Annotated in this window: 16 protein-coding genes; 5 read left to right on the top strand and 11 right to left on the bottom strand. The window is 57.6% G+C overall.

The annotated features are described in order from the left end of the window. The 7 genes from ACM6IN_RS18495 to ACM6IN_RS18465 all read right to left on the bottom strand — a co-directional run. Window positions 1-186: calcium-binding protein (locus ACM6IN_RS18495; protein WP_414916494.1), on the bottom strand; the 186-nt coding region annotated here is incomplete at its 3' end. 263 nt (window positions 187-449) lie between these two features. Further along, on the bottom strand, window positions 450-1,790 hold the full coding sequence (gene flgE, locus ACM6IN_RS18490; protein ID WP_123376396.1) for a flagellar hook protein FlgE: 1,341 nt from the start codon (window positions 1,788-1,790) through the stop codon (window positions 450-452). A 31-nt stretch (window positions 1,791-1,821) separates the two neighbouring features. Then, window positions 1,822-2,547 carry a flagellar hook assembly protein FlgD gene (flgD, locus tag ACM6IN_RS18485; RefSeq protein ID WP_007917578.1) on the bottom strand — a complete coding sequence of 242 codons (726 nt, stop codon included), beginning with the start codon at window positions 2,545-2,547 and terminating at the stop codon, window positions 1,822-1,824. Window positions 2,548-2,562: 15 nt separating this feature from the next. After that, window positions 2,563-3,006: a flagellar basal body rod protein FlgC gene (flgC, locus tag ACM6IN_RS18480; protein ID WP_003227217.1), complete on the bottom strand. Its 444-nt coding sequence runs from the start codon at window positions 3,004-3,006 to the stop codon at window positions 2,563-2,565. 3 nt (window positions 3,007-3,009) lie between these two features. Then, complete coding sequence (gene flgB / locus ACM6IN_RS18475; protein ID WP_007917581.1) at window positions 3,010-3,417, bottom strand: flagellar basal body rod protein FlgB; 408 nt, start codon at window positions 3,415-3,417, stop codon at window positions 3,010-3,012. Window positions 3,418-3,754: 337 nt separating this feature from the next. Continuing rightward, complete coding sequence (cheR, locus tag ACM6IN_RS18470) at window positions 3,755-4,582, bottom strand: protein-glutamate O-methyltransferase CheR (RefSeq protein ID WP_007917583.1); 828 nt, start codon at window positions 4,580-4,582, stop codon at window positions 3,755-3,757. 46 nt (window positions 4,583-4,628) lie between these two features. Beyond that, complete coding sequence (locus ACM6IN_RS18465) at window positions 4,629-5,561, bottom strand: chemotaxis protein CheV (RefSeq protein ID WP_007917585.1); 933 nt, start codon at window positions 5,559-5,561, stop codon at window positions 4,629-4,631. 82 nt (window positions 5,562-5,643) lie between these two features. Here ACM6IN_RS18465 and flgA point away from each other — a divergent pair, with 82 nt between their 5' ends. The 4 genes from flgA to ACM6IN_RS18445 all read left to right on the top strand — a co-directional run bounded on the left by flgA (window position 5,644) and on the right by ACM6IN_RS18445 (window position 8,232). After that, complete coding sequence (flgA, locus tag ACM6IN_RS18460; RefSeq protein ID WP_414916496.1) at window positions 5,644-6,405, top strand: flagellar basal body P-ring formation chaperone FlgA; 762 nt, start codon at window positions 5,644-5,646, stop codon at window positions 6,403-6,405. Between the two features lie 149 nt (window positions 6,406-6,554). Next, window positions 6,555-6,881, top strand: coding sequence for a flagellar biosynthesis anti-sigma factor FlgM (gene flgM / locus ACM6IN_RS18455; protein ID WP_123376398.1), 327 nt, complete (start codon window positions 6,555-6,557; stop codon window positions 6,879-6,881). 48 nt (window positions 6,882-6,929) lie between these two features. After that, the gene (locus tag ACM6IN_RS18450) at window positions 6,930-7,397 is read left to right on the top strand and encodes a flagella synthesis protein FlgN (RefSeq protein WP_007917598.1); all 468 of its coding nucleotides are present in this window, start codon (window positions 6,930-6,932) and stop codon (window positions 7,395-7,397) included. An 88-nt stretch (window positions 7,398-7,485) separates the two neighbouring features. Beyond that, entirely contained in the window at window positions 7,486-8,232 is a 747-nt protein-coding gene (locus ACM6IN_RS18445; RefSeq protein WP_414916493.1) for a flagellar brake protein, read from the top strand. A 67-nt stretch (window positions 8,233-8,299) separates the two neighbouring features. Here ACM6IN_RS18445 and ACM6IN_RS18440 read toward each other — a convergent pair whose 3' ends face one another. From ACM6IN_RS18440 to ACM6IN_RS18425, 4 genes are all read right to left on the bottom strand, one after another. Next, a complete protein-coding gene (locus tag ACM6IN_RS18440) occupies window positions 8,300-9,691 on the bottom strand; it encodes an MFS transporter (protein WP_123376399.1) in 1,392 nt (463 codons plus the stop codon). 69 nt (window positions 9,692-9,760) lie between these two features. Next, window positions 9,761-11,002, bottom strand: coding sequence for a glutamine synthetase family protein (locus tag ACM6IN_RS18435; RefSeq protein ID WP_414916495.1), 1,242 nt, complete (start codon window positions 11,000-11,002; stop codon window positions 9,761-9,763). A 245-nt stretch (window positions 11,003-11,247) separates the two neighbouring features. After that, a complete protein-coding gene (locus ACM6IN_RS18430) occupies window positions 11,248-11,940 on the bottom strand; it encodes a sensor histidine kinase (RefSeq protein WP_095114524.1) in 693 nt (230 codons plus the stop codon). Further along, complete coding sequence (locus ACM6IN_RS18425) at window positions 11,937-13,541, bottom strand: response regulator (RefSeq protein WP_414893964.1); 1,605 nt, start codon at window positions 13,539-13,541, stop codon at window positions 11,937-11,939. Before ACM6IN_RS18425 ends, ACM6IN_RS18430 begins: the two co-directional genes overlap by 4 nt. Before the next feature lie 282 nt (window positions 13,542-13,823). Here ACM6IN_RS18425 and ACM6IN_RS18420 point away from each other — a divergent pair, with 282 nt between their 5' ends. After that, window positions 13,824-15,101, top strand: coding sequence for a lysozyme inhibitor LprI family protein (locus tag ACM6IN_RS18420; protein WP_414916492.1), 1,278 nt, complete (start codon window positions 13,824-13,826; stop codon window positions 15,099-15,101). Window positions 15,102-15,269: the final 168 nt, after the last annotated feature.

The following is a 15,269-nucleotide window of genomic DNA, read 5'->3' as shown; positions in this document are numbered from 1 at the left end:
ATCTTCATAGCTGACGGTGTCGAAGCCGGCACCGCCAATCAGTTGATCGGCGCCATCGCCGCCGATCAACAGATCATTACCTGCCCCACCATTCAAGACATCATTACCCGCCAAACCGCGTATCTGATCATCGCCCGCAGTACCGAGCAGATTATCGGCACCAGCGGTCCCGTTGATTATCGCCATTACATCGTCCTTGTGTTTTTGTGTTGGAAACTACGGTTGAAAAACCAGGTAGAAGCTTCCTGACTTCCATATCGCCATCCAGTGTCATGGCCCAATGAAGCAGGTCGTGCGAAGTTTTGACGCCAAGGTCCTTTGCCAGGCAGGACTGCAACTTCCACACCATAAATTCAGACAAACGGTTAATTGGTGAATGTAAATTTAGTGACACGCATAAAAAAACCGACGCTCAAGGCGTCGGTTTTCAATGCAGCTATCGAATCACATCAAGTCATCTGAATGATGGTCTGCATGATGGTGCTCTGAGTGGAAATAGTCTTGGCGTTCGCCTGATAGTTGCTCTGGCCTTTGATCAGGTCTACCAGCTCGTTGGTCAGGTTAACGTTCGACTCTTCCAGCGAGTTGGAAACAACCGAACCCAAGGTACCGGTTTCCGGTGCATCGTAGCCCGGGATACCCGAAGCAAACGTCTCTTTCCAGCTGGTGCCACCGATAGCCTGCAGGCCTTGTTCGTTGGTGAAGCTGGCCAGTGCAACCTGGCCGATGGCCTTGCTCTGGTTGTTGCTGAAGTTGGCAAACAGCGTACCGGTGCCGTCGATGGTCAGGTTGGTGATCTGGCCAGTGGCGTAACCGTCCTGAGTCGGAATCGAACGCGCGGTGTCAGCGTTGTACTGAGTGGTCTTGGCCATCGAAATGGTAATACCGGCCGGGTTGGCAGACGCACCGTTAGGCGTGAACGTACCGTTGACCACTGTGCCCGGCTTCCAGCCGGTCAGTTTCAAGTCGCTGCTGATGATCGGGTTCGGGTTCGGTGGCGGCAGAGTGCTCGGCGTGCTGACCTGAGTCAAATTGCCAGAGCTGTCAAACGTCAGCGTCGAAGCAACCGGATCGACCTTGGTTGGATCGCTACCGGCTGCATCCGGGTTACGGCCATCGACCAGAGTGTACACCTTCCAGGTGTTCTCGCCAGTTTTAACCACGTACTGGTCCATAACATGCGAGTTGCCCTGCGTGTCATAGATCGGAGTGCTAAAGCTCTTCGTGTACGTCTCAAGCTTGCTTGGGTCGAACTTGACGGCGTTGGTGCCGGTATCAACGATCACCGACGCAGTCGAGTTCAAGTTGATGCTCGACGTCACCAACGAAGTCGATTTCGGCGCCAGGTTCGACGTATCGATCTTCAGGTCGGTCAAAACGCCGTTGATGATCTTGCCGTTGGCGTCCACACCGTAACCCTGCAGGCGCGAGGTGTAGTCGGTGTTGGTGATGTAACCGGCGTTGTCGACCTTGAACGTACCGGCACGGGTGTAGGACACCGAGCCGTTGTTGCTCATGGTGAAGAAGCCCGAACCGTTGATGCCCATGTCCAGCACGTTACCGGTGTTGTTGATGTCACCCTGGGTGAACTGCTGGGAAACGTTGGCCAGGCGCACGCCGTTGCCGATCACTTTGCTGCCGCTACCCAGGCGAGTGGCCGAGTAGACGTCTTCGAATTCTGCACGGGACGATTTGAAACCGGCGGTCGCAACGTTGGCGATGTTGTTGCCGGTCACGTCCAGTTGTTTGTTGGCTGCATAGAGACCGCTAAGGCCGATATTGAAAGACATATTCCACTCCTTTGTGCCGGGTTAATCGGCTCTATATACCAATGGTTTGTACTTTGGACAGGGCAACGGTGCCCTTGCCGGACAGGTTGAGCATCAGCTCGCCGCCGGTCTGGCTGATCGTCACGCTAGTGACGGTGGCCGGCAGGTAGGTCGCCATATCGGTCGAGGTACCATTGATCGATGCGTTGGCCTTGACGGTATAGGTACCGGTCTTGACCAGATTGCCGTCCTTATCCTTGCCGTCCCAAGTGAAGCTCGCGGCGCCTGCGGCGCGACTGCCCAGATCGATGGTGCGAACCACCGCGCCGCTGCTGTCGGTAATGCTCACGGTGCCGCCGGCGATCGACGACGGAACGGTGACCGAACCGGTCATGCCTTTGCTCGGATCGTCGAGCTGAACCGAGTTGGTCTGCACGATCACATTGCGACCCACCAGCGACGAAGCCTGCAACGCTTGCGAGGAGTTGTAGTTGCCGGCCAGCGAACTGACCGTGCTGTTCAGCGTGGTGATGCCTTCCAGGCTGCTGAACTGCGCCAACTGCGCAACGAAGGCGCTGTTGTCCTGCGGATCAAGCGGGTTCTGGTTTTTCAGCTGGGTGACCAGCAATTGCAGGAACGCGTCCTTGCCCAGGGCCTGGCCGCCGGTGGCGCTGTTAGTGGCCGAAGCAATGCCACCGGTGGTCGAACTGGTCTTTTTCGACGAGTTCGCCAGGATGTCATTCATGCTCAAGCTGCTGGTGGTATCGGAAACACTCATGGCCGTCGCCCCTTATTACTGACCGAGGGTCAGTACTTTCTGCATCATGGTTTTGGCGGTGTTCATCATTTCGGCGTTGGTCTGGAAGGACCGGCTCGCGGAAATCATGTCAGCCATTTCTTCCACCACGTTGACGTTCGGGTAGTAGACGTAGCCTTTGGCGTCGGCCGCCGGATGGTTCGGCTCGTAGCGCGCTTCGAGGTTGCTCTGGTCTTCGACCACCCCGAGCACCTGTACGCCTTGACCGGCCGCGTCCTGGCTCTGGAACAGCGAATTGCTGCCGCTGTTCTGGCCGCCCTGGAACATGGTGGCGAACACCGGGTGACGGGCGCGATAGGTCTGATCGATGCTCGAGGAGACGGTTTCGGCGTTGGCGATGTTCGAGGCCACGGTGTTCAGACGCGTGGTCTGTGCGCTCATGCCGCTGCCGGCAATGTTGAAAACGCTGGACAGGGACATGGATTACTCTCCGCGCAGGGCTGACACCAGCCCTTTGAATTTGCTGTTGAGCAGGGTGAAGCTGGCCTGGAAGCCGACGGCGTTTTCCGCGTAGTTCGACTGTTCCAGTTGGGCGTCCACGGTGTTCTGGTCGATCGAAGGTTGCATCGGCGTGCGATACATCAGCGATTCGTCGCCGTTGCCCAGGCCTTCAGCTTCGATGTGACGGCTGTTGGTCATGTTCAGGGCGATGGTGCCGTTCGCATTTTTCTGGGTCTGTGCTTCAAGCACTTTGGAGAAGTCCAGATCCCGCGCCTTGTAGTTCGGGGTATCGGCGTTGGCGATGTTGTTGGCCAGCACTTCGGCACGCTGGGCGCGGAAGCCCAATGCCTTTTCGTGAATGCCGAGCGCTTTATCGAAGCTGATGCTCATGTCGGGAACCTTCAGGTGACCGGTTTTTCGTAACTGAGCTTTAGCAAGCGCCGTGCCAAACCACAAAACCCACATAAACCGGGGCTTTGCCGGGAGTCGGCAAAGCGGCAATGCCAGAAAAGCGGCAACCGGTTTCCGCCGGATGCCGCTTTTCTGCCGCTTCTTCCTGTTAACACCTCCCCCTGTAGGAGCTGCCGAAGGCTCGGGCCGCGATCGGACGATCTTTTGATCTTGTTCTTAAAAAACAAAATCAAAAGATCGCAGCCTTCGGCAGCTCCTACGTGAAGCCTGCGGCAAAAAAAAGGAGCCCTTGAGGGCTCCCTTTTTTCCGCATGCTTCACTTCGCCTGGTAAATGATCCCCGGGCTGCACTGCACCATCTGGTAATGGTCCGGCAAACCGTTCAGCGCCTCGGAAGCGCCAAGGAACAGATAACCGCCCGGCTTCAACGTGCTGTGAATGCGCAACAGAATGTCTTTCTTCACTTCGGCAGAGAAGTAGATCAACACGTTGCGGCAGAACACGATGTCGAACTTGCCCAGCGCGGCATAGCTGTCGAGCAGGTTGAACGAGCGGAACTCCACGCGGTTCTTGATCGGCGCCTTGATTACCCAGCGCCCCGGCCCTTTCGGGTCGAAGTAACGCTGCAGACGTTCCGGCGACAAACCGCGACCGATGGCCAGGCTGTCGTACTCGCCAGTCTTGCAGTTGGTCAGCATGAGGCCGGACAGGTCGGTCGCAACAATCTGCACGCCCATCTTCAACTGGCCAAGGTTGGACCGCTCGAACTCGTCGATCGACATCGACAGCGAGTACGGTTCCTGGCCCGACGAGCACGCTGCCGACCAGATCCGCAGACGCTGGTTGGGGCTGGCTTTGATTGCTTCAGGCAGCACCTTGTTCTTCAAGACTTCAAACGGATAGGTGTCACGAAACCACAGGGTTTCGTTAGTCGTCATGGCATCGACCACTTGCTCGCGCAAACCGCTGCGCGGCTGGGTCTGGATGCGCTGAACCAGCTCACCCAGGGATTTGATGCCTTGCTGCTCCATCAGTTTGTTGAGACGGCTCGAGACCAGGTACTGCTTGTTTTCACCGAGCAGAATGCCACAGGCTTTTTCCAGGAAGACCCGGAACTGTTCGAAATCCAAATTACCCGTAGACAATGATGCCGCCTCTTAAATCGTGTTGACCGCCAGGGACAAAACGCCCCTAGCTGATATCTGCTGCTTTGATCCGGTCGACTACCCGGGATGCGAGGTCATCAGGGCGGAATTTGGCCAAAAAGTCATCGGCACCGACTTTCTTGACCATCGCCTGATTGAATACCCCCGACAACGAAGTATGCAGGATGATATGAAGCTTTTGCATGCGTGCGTCGCCGCGGATTTCCGCCGTCAGGGTGTACCCGTCCATCTCCGGCATCTCGATGTCGGAAATCATCATCAGGAACTCTTCTTCCGGCTTCTTGCCCTCATCGACCAGCTTGCGCAGGTAATCCAGCGCCTGTTTGCCGTCGTTCAGCGCCACCACTTCGACACCGATGGTCTGCAGACAACGCGTGACCTGCTTGCGCGCCACCGACGAGTCATCGACCGTCAAGACACGCAACGACAGTGCTTTGGTCTGGGTCTCGACATCGACCACGCCCACCGAAATCGCTTCCGGTGTCGGCGCAACTTCCGCCAGCACTTTCTCGACGTCGATGATTTCGACTAACTGATTGTCCACCCGAGTCACAGCGGTCAAGTAATGATCGCGACCCGTGCCCTTGGGTGGTGGATGAATCTCTTCCCAGTTCATGTTGACGATGCGCTCCACCGAGCGGACCAGGAAACCCTGGGTCTTGGTGTTGTACTCCGTGATGATCACGAACGGGTTGTTCTTGTCTTTCAACGCTCCGGAACCGGTGGCCATTGCCAGATCAAGGATCGGAATGGTCGCCCCCCGGATATTTGCCACCCCGCACACGACAGGACTGGACTTGGGCATCAACGTCAGCGACGGGCACTGCAACACTTCCCGCACCTTGAACACGTTGATTCCATAGAGCTGCTGACCGTCGAGACGGAACAACAACAGCTCCAGGCGATTCTGCCCTACCAGTTGCGTGCGCTGGTTCACCGAATCCATTACACCAGCCATGCCCAGACTCCTACACCAACGCCAAGTGTTGTTGCGACGCACATTCATTGCTAAACGGCACGGCGCTTGCTTTTTAACTCGTATGAACGCTCAAACGACATTTTTCCGACGCCTGACATCACCCCTTCGCAAAGGGCTTGGTGCCGCGTGCGCCATTTGCTGCTTTTTCGCTGGCAGCCCTGCCATTGCTGATGCGGTTACCTTGCCTGACATGCTTATCGGCGTCACTCAGGGCTTTCTTGAATTCACCGTAGAAGACTATCTGGCTACCAGTCAAACGGAAGGCCGCTATGAAATCGAAGTAAACCAGCTCGACCCGCGTATGCGCATGCCTATGTGCGACAAGGAATTGACAGCGACTCTGGAGAGCCCGGCACGTCCGTTGGGCCGGGTTACCGTGAAGGTCCGCTGTGAGGGCGCCTCGCCCTGGACCGTGTTCGTGCCCGCTCAAGTCCGCCTGTTTCGCGAGATTGTGACAACTACCCGACCGCTGAAACGCGCAGGGATTATCGAGCCACAGGACGTGACCCTGCGAGAGCGCGACGTGAGCACGATCAACCAAGGCTTTCTGACCTCGGTAGACGAAGCGATCGGGCAGAAATTGACCCGACCAACGGTAGCCGATCAGGTCATTACCCTGGTTCATCTGGAACAGGCCGAAGTCATTCGCAAGGGCGATCAAGTGGTCATCACTGCGCGCAGCGGCACGCTCGCCGTGCGCATGCCCGGTGAAGCGCTGGCCAATGGCGGTTTGAAAGAACAGATCCGGGTGAAAAACCTCAACTCGCAACGGGTCATCAAGGCGCAAGTCACCGCGCCGGGCCAAGTGGAAGTGGCGATGTAGAAAACTGGCGCTAGCCCCGGCTGTTCCCTAAACTGTGCCGCAGCAGGACACGCGCCGGCGCATGCAAGGCTCATTGTAAATGTGCCTAAAGTTTTCCAGGGGATGGCCGAAAACATGGCAAGCGTCCAAATTCCCAGAGGTTTTTTATCATGGTCATCGATTTCAGCCGTTTGAACAGCTCCTCGTCACTTACGGGCAGTACACGTACCAGCAACGCCAAGGAAACCGCCGAAACCGGCACCTCCGCGCCGCTGAATACCCAGGCCGAAACGGCCAGTACCGCAAAAAGCGGGGAATCGGTACACCTCAGTAATGAGGCTCAACAGTTGCAGAAGGTCACTGACAAGCTGCGCGATCAACCTGCTGTCGACAAAGCCCGTGTGGCCGAGTTGAAAGCCGCGATTGCCGATGGCAGCTATAAAGTCGACAGCAACCGTGTAGCCAGCAAACTGCTCAACTTCGAAGCCCAGCGCTAGGCCTTTGCCGGCGCGAGGCTTTTGGACGCTTAACACCCAAGGCCAGCCATGCACGACACTAATTTATTGCAACTGATCAACGACGACTTTGCTCCAGCTCAACAATTGCTGGAGTTGCTGCAAACCGAATCTCTCGCGTTGCACGGTCGCGACATGCCCCTGCTGGAAGAAATTCTGGCGCACAAACAGGCATTGATCATTCTGCTTGAACAGCATGGCCGCAAACGCAGCGAAATCCTCGCCAGCCTCAACCTGCCGACTGATCGTACAGGCCTTGTGCAACTGGCCAGCCAGTCGAGCATTGGCGAGCAGCTGTTGACGCAAGGCGATGCATTGACCGATCTGATCGCTCAATGCCAGGCCGCCAACGTCAAGAATGGCCAGTCCATTCAGATCCAGCAGGCCGCCACGGCCAATCAGCTGAAGATCCTCACCGGCGGTGAAGCGCCAGCGCTTTATAACGCCAGTGGCACCTTTGCCAAACCCGCCATACCGCGTCCGCTCAGCCAGGCATGAGCCGTTGATGCGCCAGCTCTATCAACCCGCGGAACATGCTGGCAAAATGCTGGCTAGTCGTCATATTTTGTCTGGAGATTGATTAACCGTGTCCAACGCCCTCAGCGCGGATGATGCTCCGCAGCCCCCTAAGGTGCTCACCACGCCACTGGAAATCTCCAGCAACCTGCGCCAGCTGCAAGAAAGCCACGATCCGCTGATCATTACCTTTCATGAGCGCAGCCAGCGCTTCCAGAGCTATCTGATCAAAGTCGACCGCGACAGCGCTTCGATCGCACTGGACGAGATGATCCCGCGTGATGGCGAACGCTTTCTGCTGGCCGGCGAGCCGTTCAAGGTCGAAGGTTTTCACGACGGCGTTCGTATCGCCTGGGAATGCAACGGCGCGCTGAACATTGAAGAATCCGACGGCGACCGTTTCTACACCGGCGAGCTACCGACCGAAGTGGTTTACCACCAGCGCCGCAATGCTTTCCGCGCCGCGCTAAAACTGACTGATCTGGTCAGCGTTGAACTGGGCGGCGAAAAGCTCAAGGCGCCGATCAACGGCAAACTGCTGGATATTTCCGCGACCGGCTGCAAGCTGCGTTTCGAAGGCGATATCACCGATCGTCTGCAACTGGGCCAGGTCTATGACCGCCTGATTGCCCCGCCGCTGTTCGGCAACCAGCCGACCTCCGTCGAACTGCGTTATCTGCACTTCGAAGAAAAACTCAACATCACCTTCGCCGGCCTGCGTTTCCACAACATCAGTGGTCAGGCCGCGCGCAACGTTGAGCGTTTTGTGTATCAGCTGCAACGTGAGGCACGCCGTTTCGACAAAGACGATCTCTGATTCGTCCGGCCAATAAAAAGGGCAGCCCAGGGCTGCCCTTTTTTATGCGCCATGCGTTTTGTTCAGTTCAAGGTCTGCCGCCACTGAGATCCGGAGCAGGCTTGTCGCTGCCACTATCAGGCTCCGCTTCTGCTGCAAGCTCTGGCTGCGCATCGGCTTCAGGCTCAGGCTCAGGCGTTGTCGGCGCCTGCAAAGGGTCCTGCACCATCTGCTCCTGCACCACCTGCTCGTCTACTCGAGGGTCGAGGGCCGCCACCAGTGGCGAGCTGGACATACTGTCGGGCATGGCCACGTGATGCAGTGGCGCGTCGTCGACCTGATGCAGATTGGTCACGGCTTTCGGCCGGATCCGCCACACCAGCACCAGCGCGAAGAAGCTGAAGAACGCATAAAGGCTCTGACTGCCGAACAGTTTCATCAGCACGCCCGCCAGCAACGGTCCGATGCTCGCTCCAACACCGTAAGTCACCAACAGCATCGCCGTCAGCGACACCCGCCGATCACCTTCCACATGGTCATTGGAGAACGCCACCGCCAGCGGATACAGGCAGAACTGCACCAGTGAGCACAGGAATCCAACCCCGAACAGCACCTCCAGCGGCACCTGCGGCAGCACCGCCAACGGCAACGCCGCCACCGCCAGGAACCCGGCAAAGCAGCGAATCAGCAGCGCCCGGTCATAACGATCGGACAACCAGCCCAACGGCCACTGCACCAACAAACCAGCAAAAATGCAGCTACCCATGAACAGACCGACTTGCTCGGTCGACAGGCCTTGTTGCGAGGCATACAGCGGCGCCAGACCATAGAACGAACCGATGATCAAACCGGCACCGAGCACCGTACTCAACGACTGCGGCACGCGCTTGATAAAGAAGCGCGGTTCCATCGGTGCCGGATGCAGGGGCGCCGGGTGAATCCGCCGAGTCAACGTCACCGGTACCAGACACAGCGCAAAGCACAGCGCGACCAGCATCAGCAGTTCCAGGCCCAAGCCCGGATGCATGACCAGAATCAGTTGACCGAGCACCAGGCCCAGGTACGAAGCGATCATGTAACCGCTGAACACCAGACCTCGCTGATTGGCATCCGCCTGCTCGTTGAGCCAGCTCTCGATCACCATGTACTGGCACATCATGCCCAGACCGACGATGGTCCGCAGCACCAGCCACGCCGGCAGCCAATCGACCAGCCCATGGCCCAGCACCGCCGCCCCGACAATCCCGGCACACGCAGAATAAGCGCGGATATGCCCGACCCGGGCAATCAGTCGGTGACCGATCTTGCCACCCAGCACCAGACCGAAATAGTTGGCCGCCATCAGCGCACCGACCCACAGTCCATCGACATTGTCAGCGGCCAGACGCAAGGCCAGATAAGTGGATAGAAGGCCCGAGCCGATCAACATCATCAGCGAGGCGAAATACAACGCTCGAAAGGATTTCCAGATTTGGCGCATCGGCGTTCCGAGCGGCTCCTTGCAGTAAAGACCGGACTATCAAAACGATAGCCCGGTGGCGACAGTTCGTCAGGCCTGGGCTGCTAGAACACGCCGTTCCCAGGGAGTGATTTCATCAAAGAAGCTGGTCAACTCCATGGTCTTCGAAGCGATGTAGCCTTCGATGAACTCCTGTCCGAACAGTTCCCTCGCCAATGGGCTACGTTTCAGACGTTCGAGTGCGGCATGCAAAGTACACGGCAGCGAGAGATTGTCCGGCACCTCGAACTCGCCCTGAATGGCTTCGCTCGGTTCCAGCTCGTGCTCGATACCATGCAAACCGGCAGCCAGACTGGCGGCGATCGCCAGATACGGATTGGCATCGGCTCCCGGCAAGCGGTTTTCGACCCGACGAGCGACCGCCGCACTCGCCGGAATCCGCAGGCCAGCCGCACGGTTGTCGTGGGACCAGCACGCGTTGTTCGGCGATGCATAGGGATGGCAAAGGCGCTGATAGGAATTCACATTGGGTGCAAACAGTGCGGTGAAATCGGCCATGCCCGCCTGTTGACCGCCGATGAAGTGGCGGAACATCGCGGTCGGCTCACCGTGCGCATCACTGAAGACATTCTTGCCGCTGGCGATCTCGACGATGCTCTGATGAATGTGCATCGAACTGCCCGGCGTGTGGGCCAGCGGTTTGGCCATGCAGACCACGGTCAGGCCATGCTTGAGCGCAACTTCCTTGAGCAGGTGCTTGAACAGGAAGGTCTGGTCGGCGAGTAACAGCGGATCGCCGTGCAGCAGATTGATCTCGAACTGGCTGACGCCCATCTCGTGCATGAAGGTATCGCGCGGCAGACCGAGGGCGGCCATGCATTTATAGACTTCGTTGAAGAATGGCCGCAGACCGTTATTGGAGCTGATGCTGAACGCGGACTGGCCATCCTCGCGGCGACCGTCGAGACCGACGGGAGGCCGGAATGGTTGGGTCGGATCGGTGTTCGGCGCGAAGACAAAGAATTCCAGCTCGGTCGCCACCACCGGCGCCAGGCCGCGCTCGGCGTAACGGGCAATGACTTCTTTCAACTGGCCACGGGTCGACAGATTGGAGCTTTCGCCGGTCAGTTCATCGGCGTCGCAAATAGCCAGGGCTCGCGGGTCGTCGCTCCATGGCAAACGATGGATCTGGGTCGGCTCGGCGACCAGCGCCAAGTCTCCGTCATCGCTGCCATAAAAACGCGCTGCCGGGTAACCGCCCATGATGCATTGCAGCAGCACTCCCCGCGCCAGCTGCAAACGCCGCCCTTCGAGGAAACCCTCGGCGGTCATCACTTTACCCCGTGGTACGCCGTTCAAATCCGGCGTGACACATTCAATCTCATCAATGCCCGTCAATCGCTGCGCGAGTGAACGCTGGCCATCGGTTGTCATGACGCAATCCTTGTTATTGTGCGAGCCGCGAACGGCGACCCGTACAAAATAGGCTTCGGCTGTTCGGAATATCAAGCAGCGTCAAACAAAAAAACAGACAACGCGAATGCTCCCTTCGGCAGCACCTGCAAGGGGATTTGCGTTCAGGGTAGGTAGAGGCTGAAGACGCCGCCGCCCAATGGCCCGCCATTGCGGATTTCGGTGCGACCTTCGACACCGTTGCGCTGATGCAGCGCCGCGATGCGATTGGCGAAATACAACCCGAGGCCGGTGCTGCCGCTGCTGTGGTTGATGCCTTGCACATAATCGGCCTGACGCTCGAGCATCTCGACCGGGTAACCGTCGCCGTCGTCGTTGATGCTCAGCACCAGTTGCCCGGCCTCGTCGCTGACGGTAATCAGCAGGGATTCCCGGGCATAACGAATCGCATTGTTGATGCAGTTACCCAGCACCGAGGCAACCAGTTCGCGGTCGAAGAAACCCAACGGGCTTAGCGGGTCGACTTCATAGGTGGCGATAATGCCGCGACTGGCAAACACCTCTTGATGCGCCGCCAGTTGTGCCTCGATGAAGTCGTCCAGTTCGTGATACGCCGGTTGCAGCGGCATCTGGTTGACGCCGAGCTTATACAGCCCGAGCAACTGCACCAGCATGCCATTGAGGTGGGCGAACTCGAAGTCGATCACACCCTGCTCCGAGCCTTGGCGCTGCGCCTCAGGCAAGCGCGCCAGCCATTGGCTATGGGCCTGCATGAGCATGGCCAGCGAGTTCTTCATGTCGTGGACGGTGGAGGCGATCACCGTGGAAAAATCCAGAGCCTGCTCGTCTTGGTTCATTCGCCAAACGCCTTGCTTTTCAGCTTCTGATAACGCGCAAAACGCGCGTCGGTGTCGGGCATCAGGCCGACCATTTTCAGGCAGGCCCGACATTCTTCCAGCTCCGCCGACGGCACACTGGTGTCGGTGCCGTGGAGCAGCGACTGGGCCATGTTCAGGGCGATACTGATGTTCTTCGGTTGCATCTTCAGCGCCTTGCGGAAGACCTCGCGGGCCTCCACCAGATTACCGGTCTTGTACACTCGCACGCCCTGACGATTGAGGTCGGCAGCAGCGTTACTGGAGTTGAGAATAGTCGGGTCATCGGTCAGCTTGGCGATGTCTTTCATTACCGCCGGGTCGTCACCGTAGATCTCCGCACAGCTTTTGAGCATCGAGGTGCCCGCCTCGGCCTGACCGAGCATCTGCAATTGCTTGGCGACCAGCAACGCCGCTTCCGGACTCATGAACTGCTCCATGCCGTCGAGACGCATCAGCGCTTGCTCGGTGAGTTTGTCGGCGGTTTCGGCATCGTTGAGGAGCAGGCTGGTGGCTTTCATCAGACGTGCACGAATCTGCAGGCCCGGATCGGTCGGGTTTTCTTTGGCCACGGCGCTGAGGGTGGTGTTGATCTCAAGACGCGTGCGCGTGTCGAGACCGCGCTCGCTGCCCTTGCTGATCAACGCGTGAGCGAGACCTAGGTTACTTTCCGGGTCCTTGAACCGCGATTGCGCACCTTGCGACACTGCCTGACGATAAGCACGCGAAGCGGTGTCGAAATCCTCGTTGGCCATCGCCAGTTTGCCCAGCAATGCCTGTCGGCGCACCGCCAATGGCGAAAGACGAATGGCCTCTTCGAGCACCTGCTGCGCGCCTTTGGTATCGCCCTCCGATACCAGCACATCGGCCATACCGTCATACAGCGACGGCATCATCGGGAACACCTTGAGCGCTTTCTCATAAACGCCTTTAGCCTGTGCGACCTGACCTCGCTTGAACAGCAACTTGCCCAATCCGGCAAATGCCCACGGCAATGGGCGGTCAGCAATGATGCTGTCGTAGAGGCGCTCCAGCGCTTCGTTCTGGTTCAGGTCGCGCAGCGCATCAGCGCGGTAGCGCAGGCACAGTGGCGAATAACGGATGTCCTGCTTGCACAAGGCGATACAAGCGTTTAGCACCTCGACCGGTTTGCCACGGTCGAGGGCCTGCAGAATCGGTTTGAGCAACGTCTTGCGCTGCTCCAGACGCTCCAGGCGCTGGGCGAGGCCGGAACGGTTGAACGGTTTGGTCAGGTACGCATCCGGCTCGTGCTCCAGGGCACTGAGTACCATCGCCTGGCTGGTTTCGGCGGTGACCATGACAAACACCGCTTCATGGCTGATGAGCTTTTCCAGCATCAGGTCTTCGAGTACCTGCTGGCCGTTTTTCTTACCGTCGCCAAGATGGAAATCCTGCAGAATGAAATCGTAAGACTTCTGCGCGCACATCTTCAGCGCCTGCTCACCGGTGTCGGCGGTATCGACGTCCTTGACCCCGAGCTCACGCAACATCGAACGAACGGAACTGCGGAAATCGGAGAAATCATCGACGATCAGAAAACTCTTTTGGTGATACGACAGCATCGAAGATTTCCAGGCAATTGAAGTGAGGGCAATTTCAGGCGCCCAGATGATAGCTGGCGGCCAAATGCTATCAAGTGATTTCGCGCGACTTTGAAGTCACCGAATGGGTTATCGGCCAGAAGTGCGGTTCCCTGAAGCGGATGCTTCAAGATTCCTCACCCAGCCTTTACCCTGCGCACTAGGACACCCTCCCACTACAAGGCTTAGATCGTGTACATCAAAGGACGCTACATCGCTTCCGCCTGCGCTCTGCTGTTTGTTCAGCAGGCAATGGCGGCTGGAATGGATTGCACAAAAGCGGCGAATGCCGTCGAAAACACTGTTTGCGCGAACAATCAGTTGTATGAACTGGATGCGCAGATGGGTGTGGTTTATCGGGATTTATTCAAAGCCTCTGCTCCCGCACAAGCTGAACTCAAGCGCACTCAAAGGCTGTGGTTAAAAGCCCGCAATGAATGCGCCGAAGACGTTTCGTGCCTGAGCCAGCACTATCAAGAGCGCCTGCAAGCGTTACGCGCGCAGTGGCAGGCAGCGGTTGCCTATCAACCGGATGACCTTGATGAACAGGCGCTGGACGATCTGCAAAAACGCATTCAAGCCGCCAGTAAAGATGATCCCGAATTTGCGCTGGACCGGGCACTCGCCGCGCTCGCCGTCAAAACGACTGCCGTCGGTTTTCACGGCGATGCCAATGAAGATGACTCTTCGATAACGTACTTTCCGACAGCGCAGCCCAAAGGCGTTACTGCCAATGAATGGCGAGCGTTGACCGCTTCGCGGATCACTGACGCTGCCGAAACCGGCCTGACCTCTTACACCTTGCAGGATCTGGATGGCGACGGGCAGCGTGATCTAATTGTGAATACCTACGCCGGGGGCACCGGTCTGTTCACCTATGTGGAAACCTGGCGTCGCGACGGAGAACGGTTCGTCAAACGTTCTGTTGAGCCTGAAAGTTCGCTGTTCTACACCAATGATCGCGGCGCCAATCAGTCAGTGGACTGGATAAGCCTGCGTGGCAAAACTTACGCGGCTTATCGAAACAGCGAGTACGGCGCTGATCGGATCTACTTGCTCAACCCGCTGAAAATCAACGTCCAGGTGCCTACGATGACGATCCGTTATCGCTACGACCTCGAAGTGCCCGTTCTTCAACACAAAGATGACGGCAACAGCACGTTTGAACTCGAACCCGATCTGCACCGAGCGCTCAATCTGGCAGTGGCGAAAGTAAATGAAACCGCCGCTATCCCTTCAAAAGAACCGCTCTGCCCTATTCCGGCTACCGGCGCCGGTGAAAACGATTACTACAGCTTTGGCCCGGCGCATTACAGCATTGAAAAAGTCGCCGACCTGCCGGTCTTCATTGGCAATGATTGTTACATCGGTGCTTTGATCGACTGGTTCGGCAGTTACAGCGAAAAGAATGGTTTGTTCGCGCAACTGGCATTGCGTAAACCGGAAAGCGATGACGGCAGCCGCACATACGAAGTCTACGGTCGCCGACACATAACCGAAGTCAGTACCTCAATGGGTAAAATTGAGCTGAACGAAGGTTAACCGCGCACCCCGTCTAATGTTCACAATCAATGATGTAGTCGCGGCTCGCCGTGGCAATTCGTCGGCTGACGGTAATGCAAAAAGCCCCGTCGCAATTTCCATTGCGACGGGGCTTTGAATTTGAACTTCATAGTCTGCCCGAACTTTTATCCCGGATAAACTTTTCTA

This window comes from Pseudomonas sp. IT-P395 (assembly GCF_949767675.1).
Classification (GTDB): Bacteria; Pseudomonadota; Gammaproteobacteria; order Pseudomonadales; family Pseudomonadaceae; genus Aquipseudomonas.
Note: the sequence above shows the minus strand (reverse complement) of the source record. Positions and strands in the feature narration are given on the sequence as shown.

Coding starts and splice junctions, on each gene's coding strand:
- flgE (WP_123376396.1), bottom strand. CDS start 1,790: ATGTCTTTCAATATCGGCCTTAGCGGTCTCTATGCAGCCAACAAACAA.
- ACM6IN_RS18430 (WP_095114524.1), bottom strand. CDS start 11,940: ATGAACCAAGACGAGCAGGCTCTGGATTTTTCCACGGTGATCGCCTCC.
- ACM6IN_RS18465 (WP_007917585.1), bottom strand. CDS start 5,561: ATGGCTGGTGTAATGGATTCGGTGAACCAGCGCACGCAACTGGTAGGG.
- ACM6IN_RS18450 (WP_007917598.1), top strand. CDS start 6,930: ATGCACGACACTAATTTATTGCAACTGATCAACGACGACTTTGCTCCA.
- ACM6IN_RS18420 (WP_414916492.1), top strand. CDS start 13,824: ATGGATTGCACAAAAGCGGCGAATGCCGTCGAAAACACTGTTTGCGCG.
- ACM6IN_RS18440 (WP_123376399.1), bottom strand. CDS start 9,691: ATGCGCCAAATCTGGAAATCCTTTCGAGCGTTGTATTTCGCCTCGCTG.
- flgA (WP_414916496.1), top strand. CDS start 5,644: ATGAACGCTCAAACGACATTTTTCCGACGCCTGACATCACCCCTTCGC.
- flgD (WP_007917578.1), bottom strand. CDS start 2,547: ATGAGTGTTTCCGATACCACCAGCAGCTTGAGCATGAATGACATCCTG.
- ACM6IN_RS18435 (WP_414916495.1), bottom strand. CDS start 11,002: ATGACCGCCGAGGGTTTCCTCGAAGGGCGGCGTTTGCAGCTGGCGCGG.
- flgM (WP_123376398.1), top strand. CDS start 6,555: ATGGTCATCGATTTCAGCCGTTTGAACAGCTCCTCGTCACTTACGGGC.
- flgB (WP_007917581.1), bottom strand. CDS start 3,417: ATGAGCATCAGCTTCGATAAAGCGCTCGGCATTCACGAAAAGGCATTG.
- ACM6IN_RS18425 (WP_414893964.1), bottom strand. CDS start 13,541: ATGCTGTCGTATCACCAAAAGAGTTTTCTGATCGTCGATGATTTCTCC.
- flgC (WP_003227217.1), bottom strand. CDS start 3,006: ATGTCCCTGTCCAGCGTTTTCAACATTGCCGGCAGCGGCATGAGCGCA.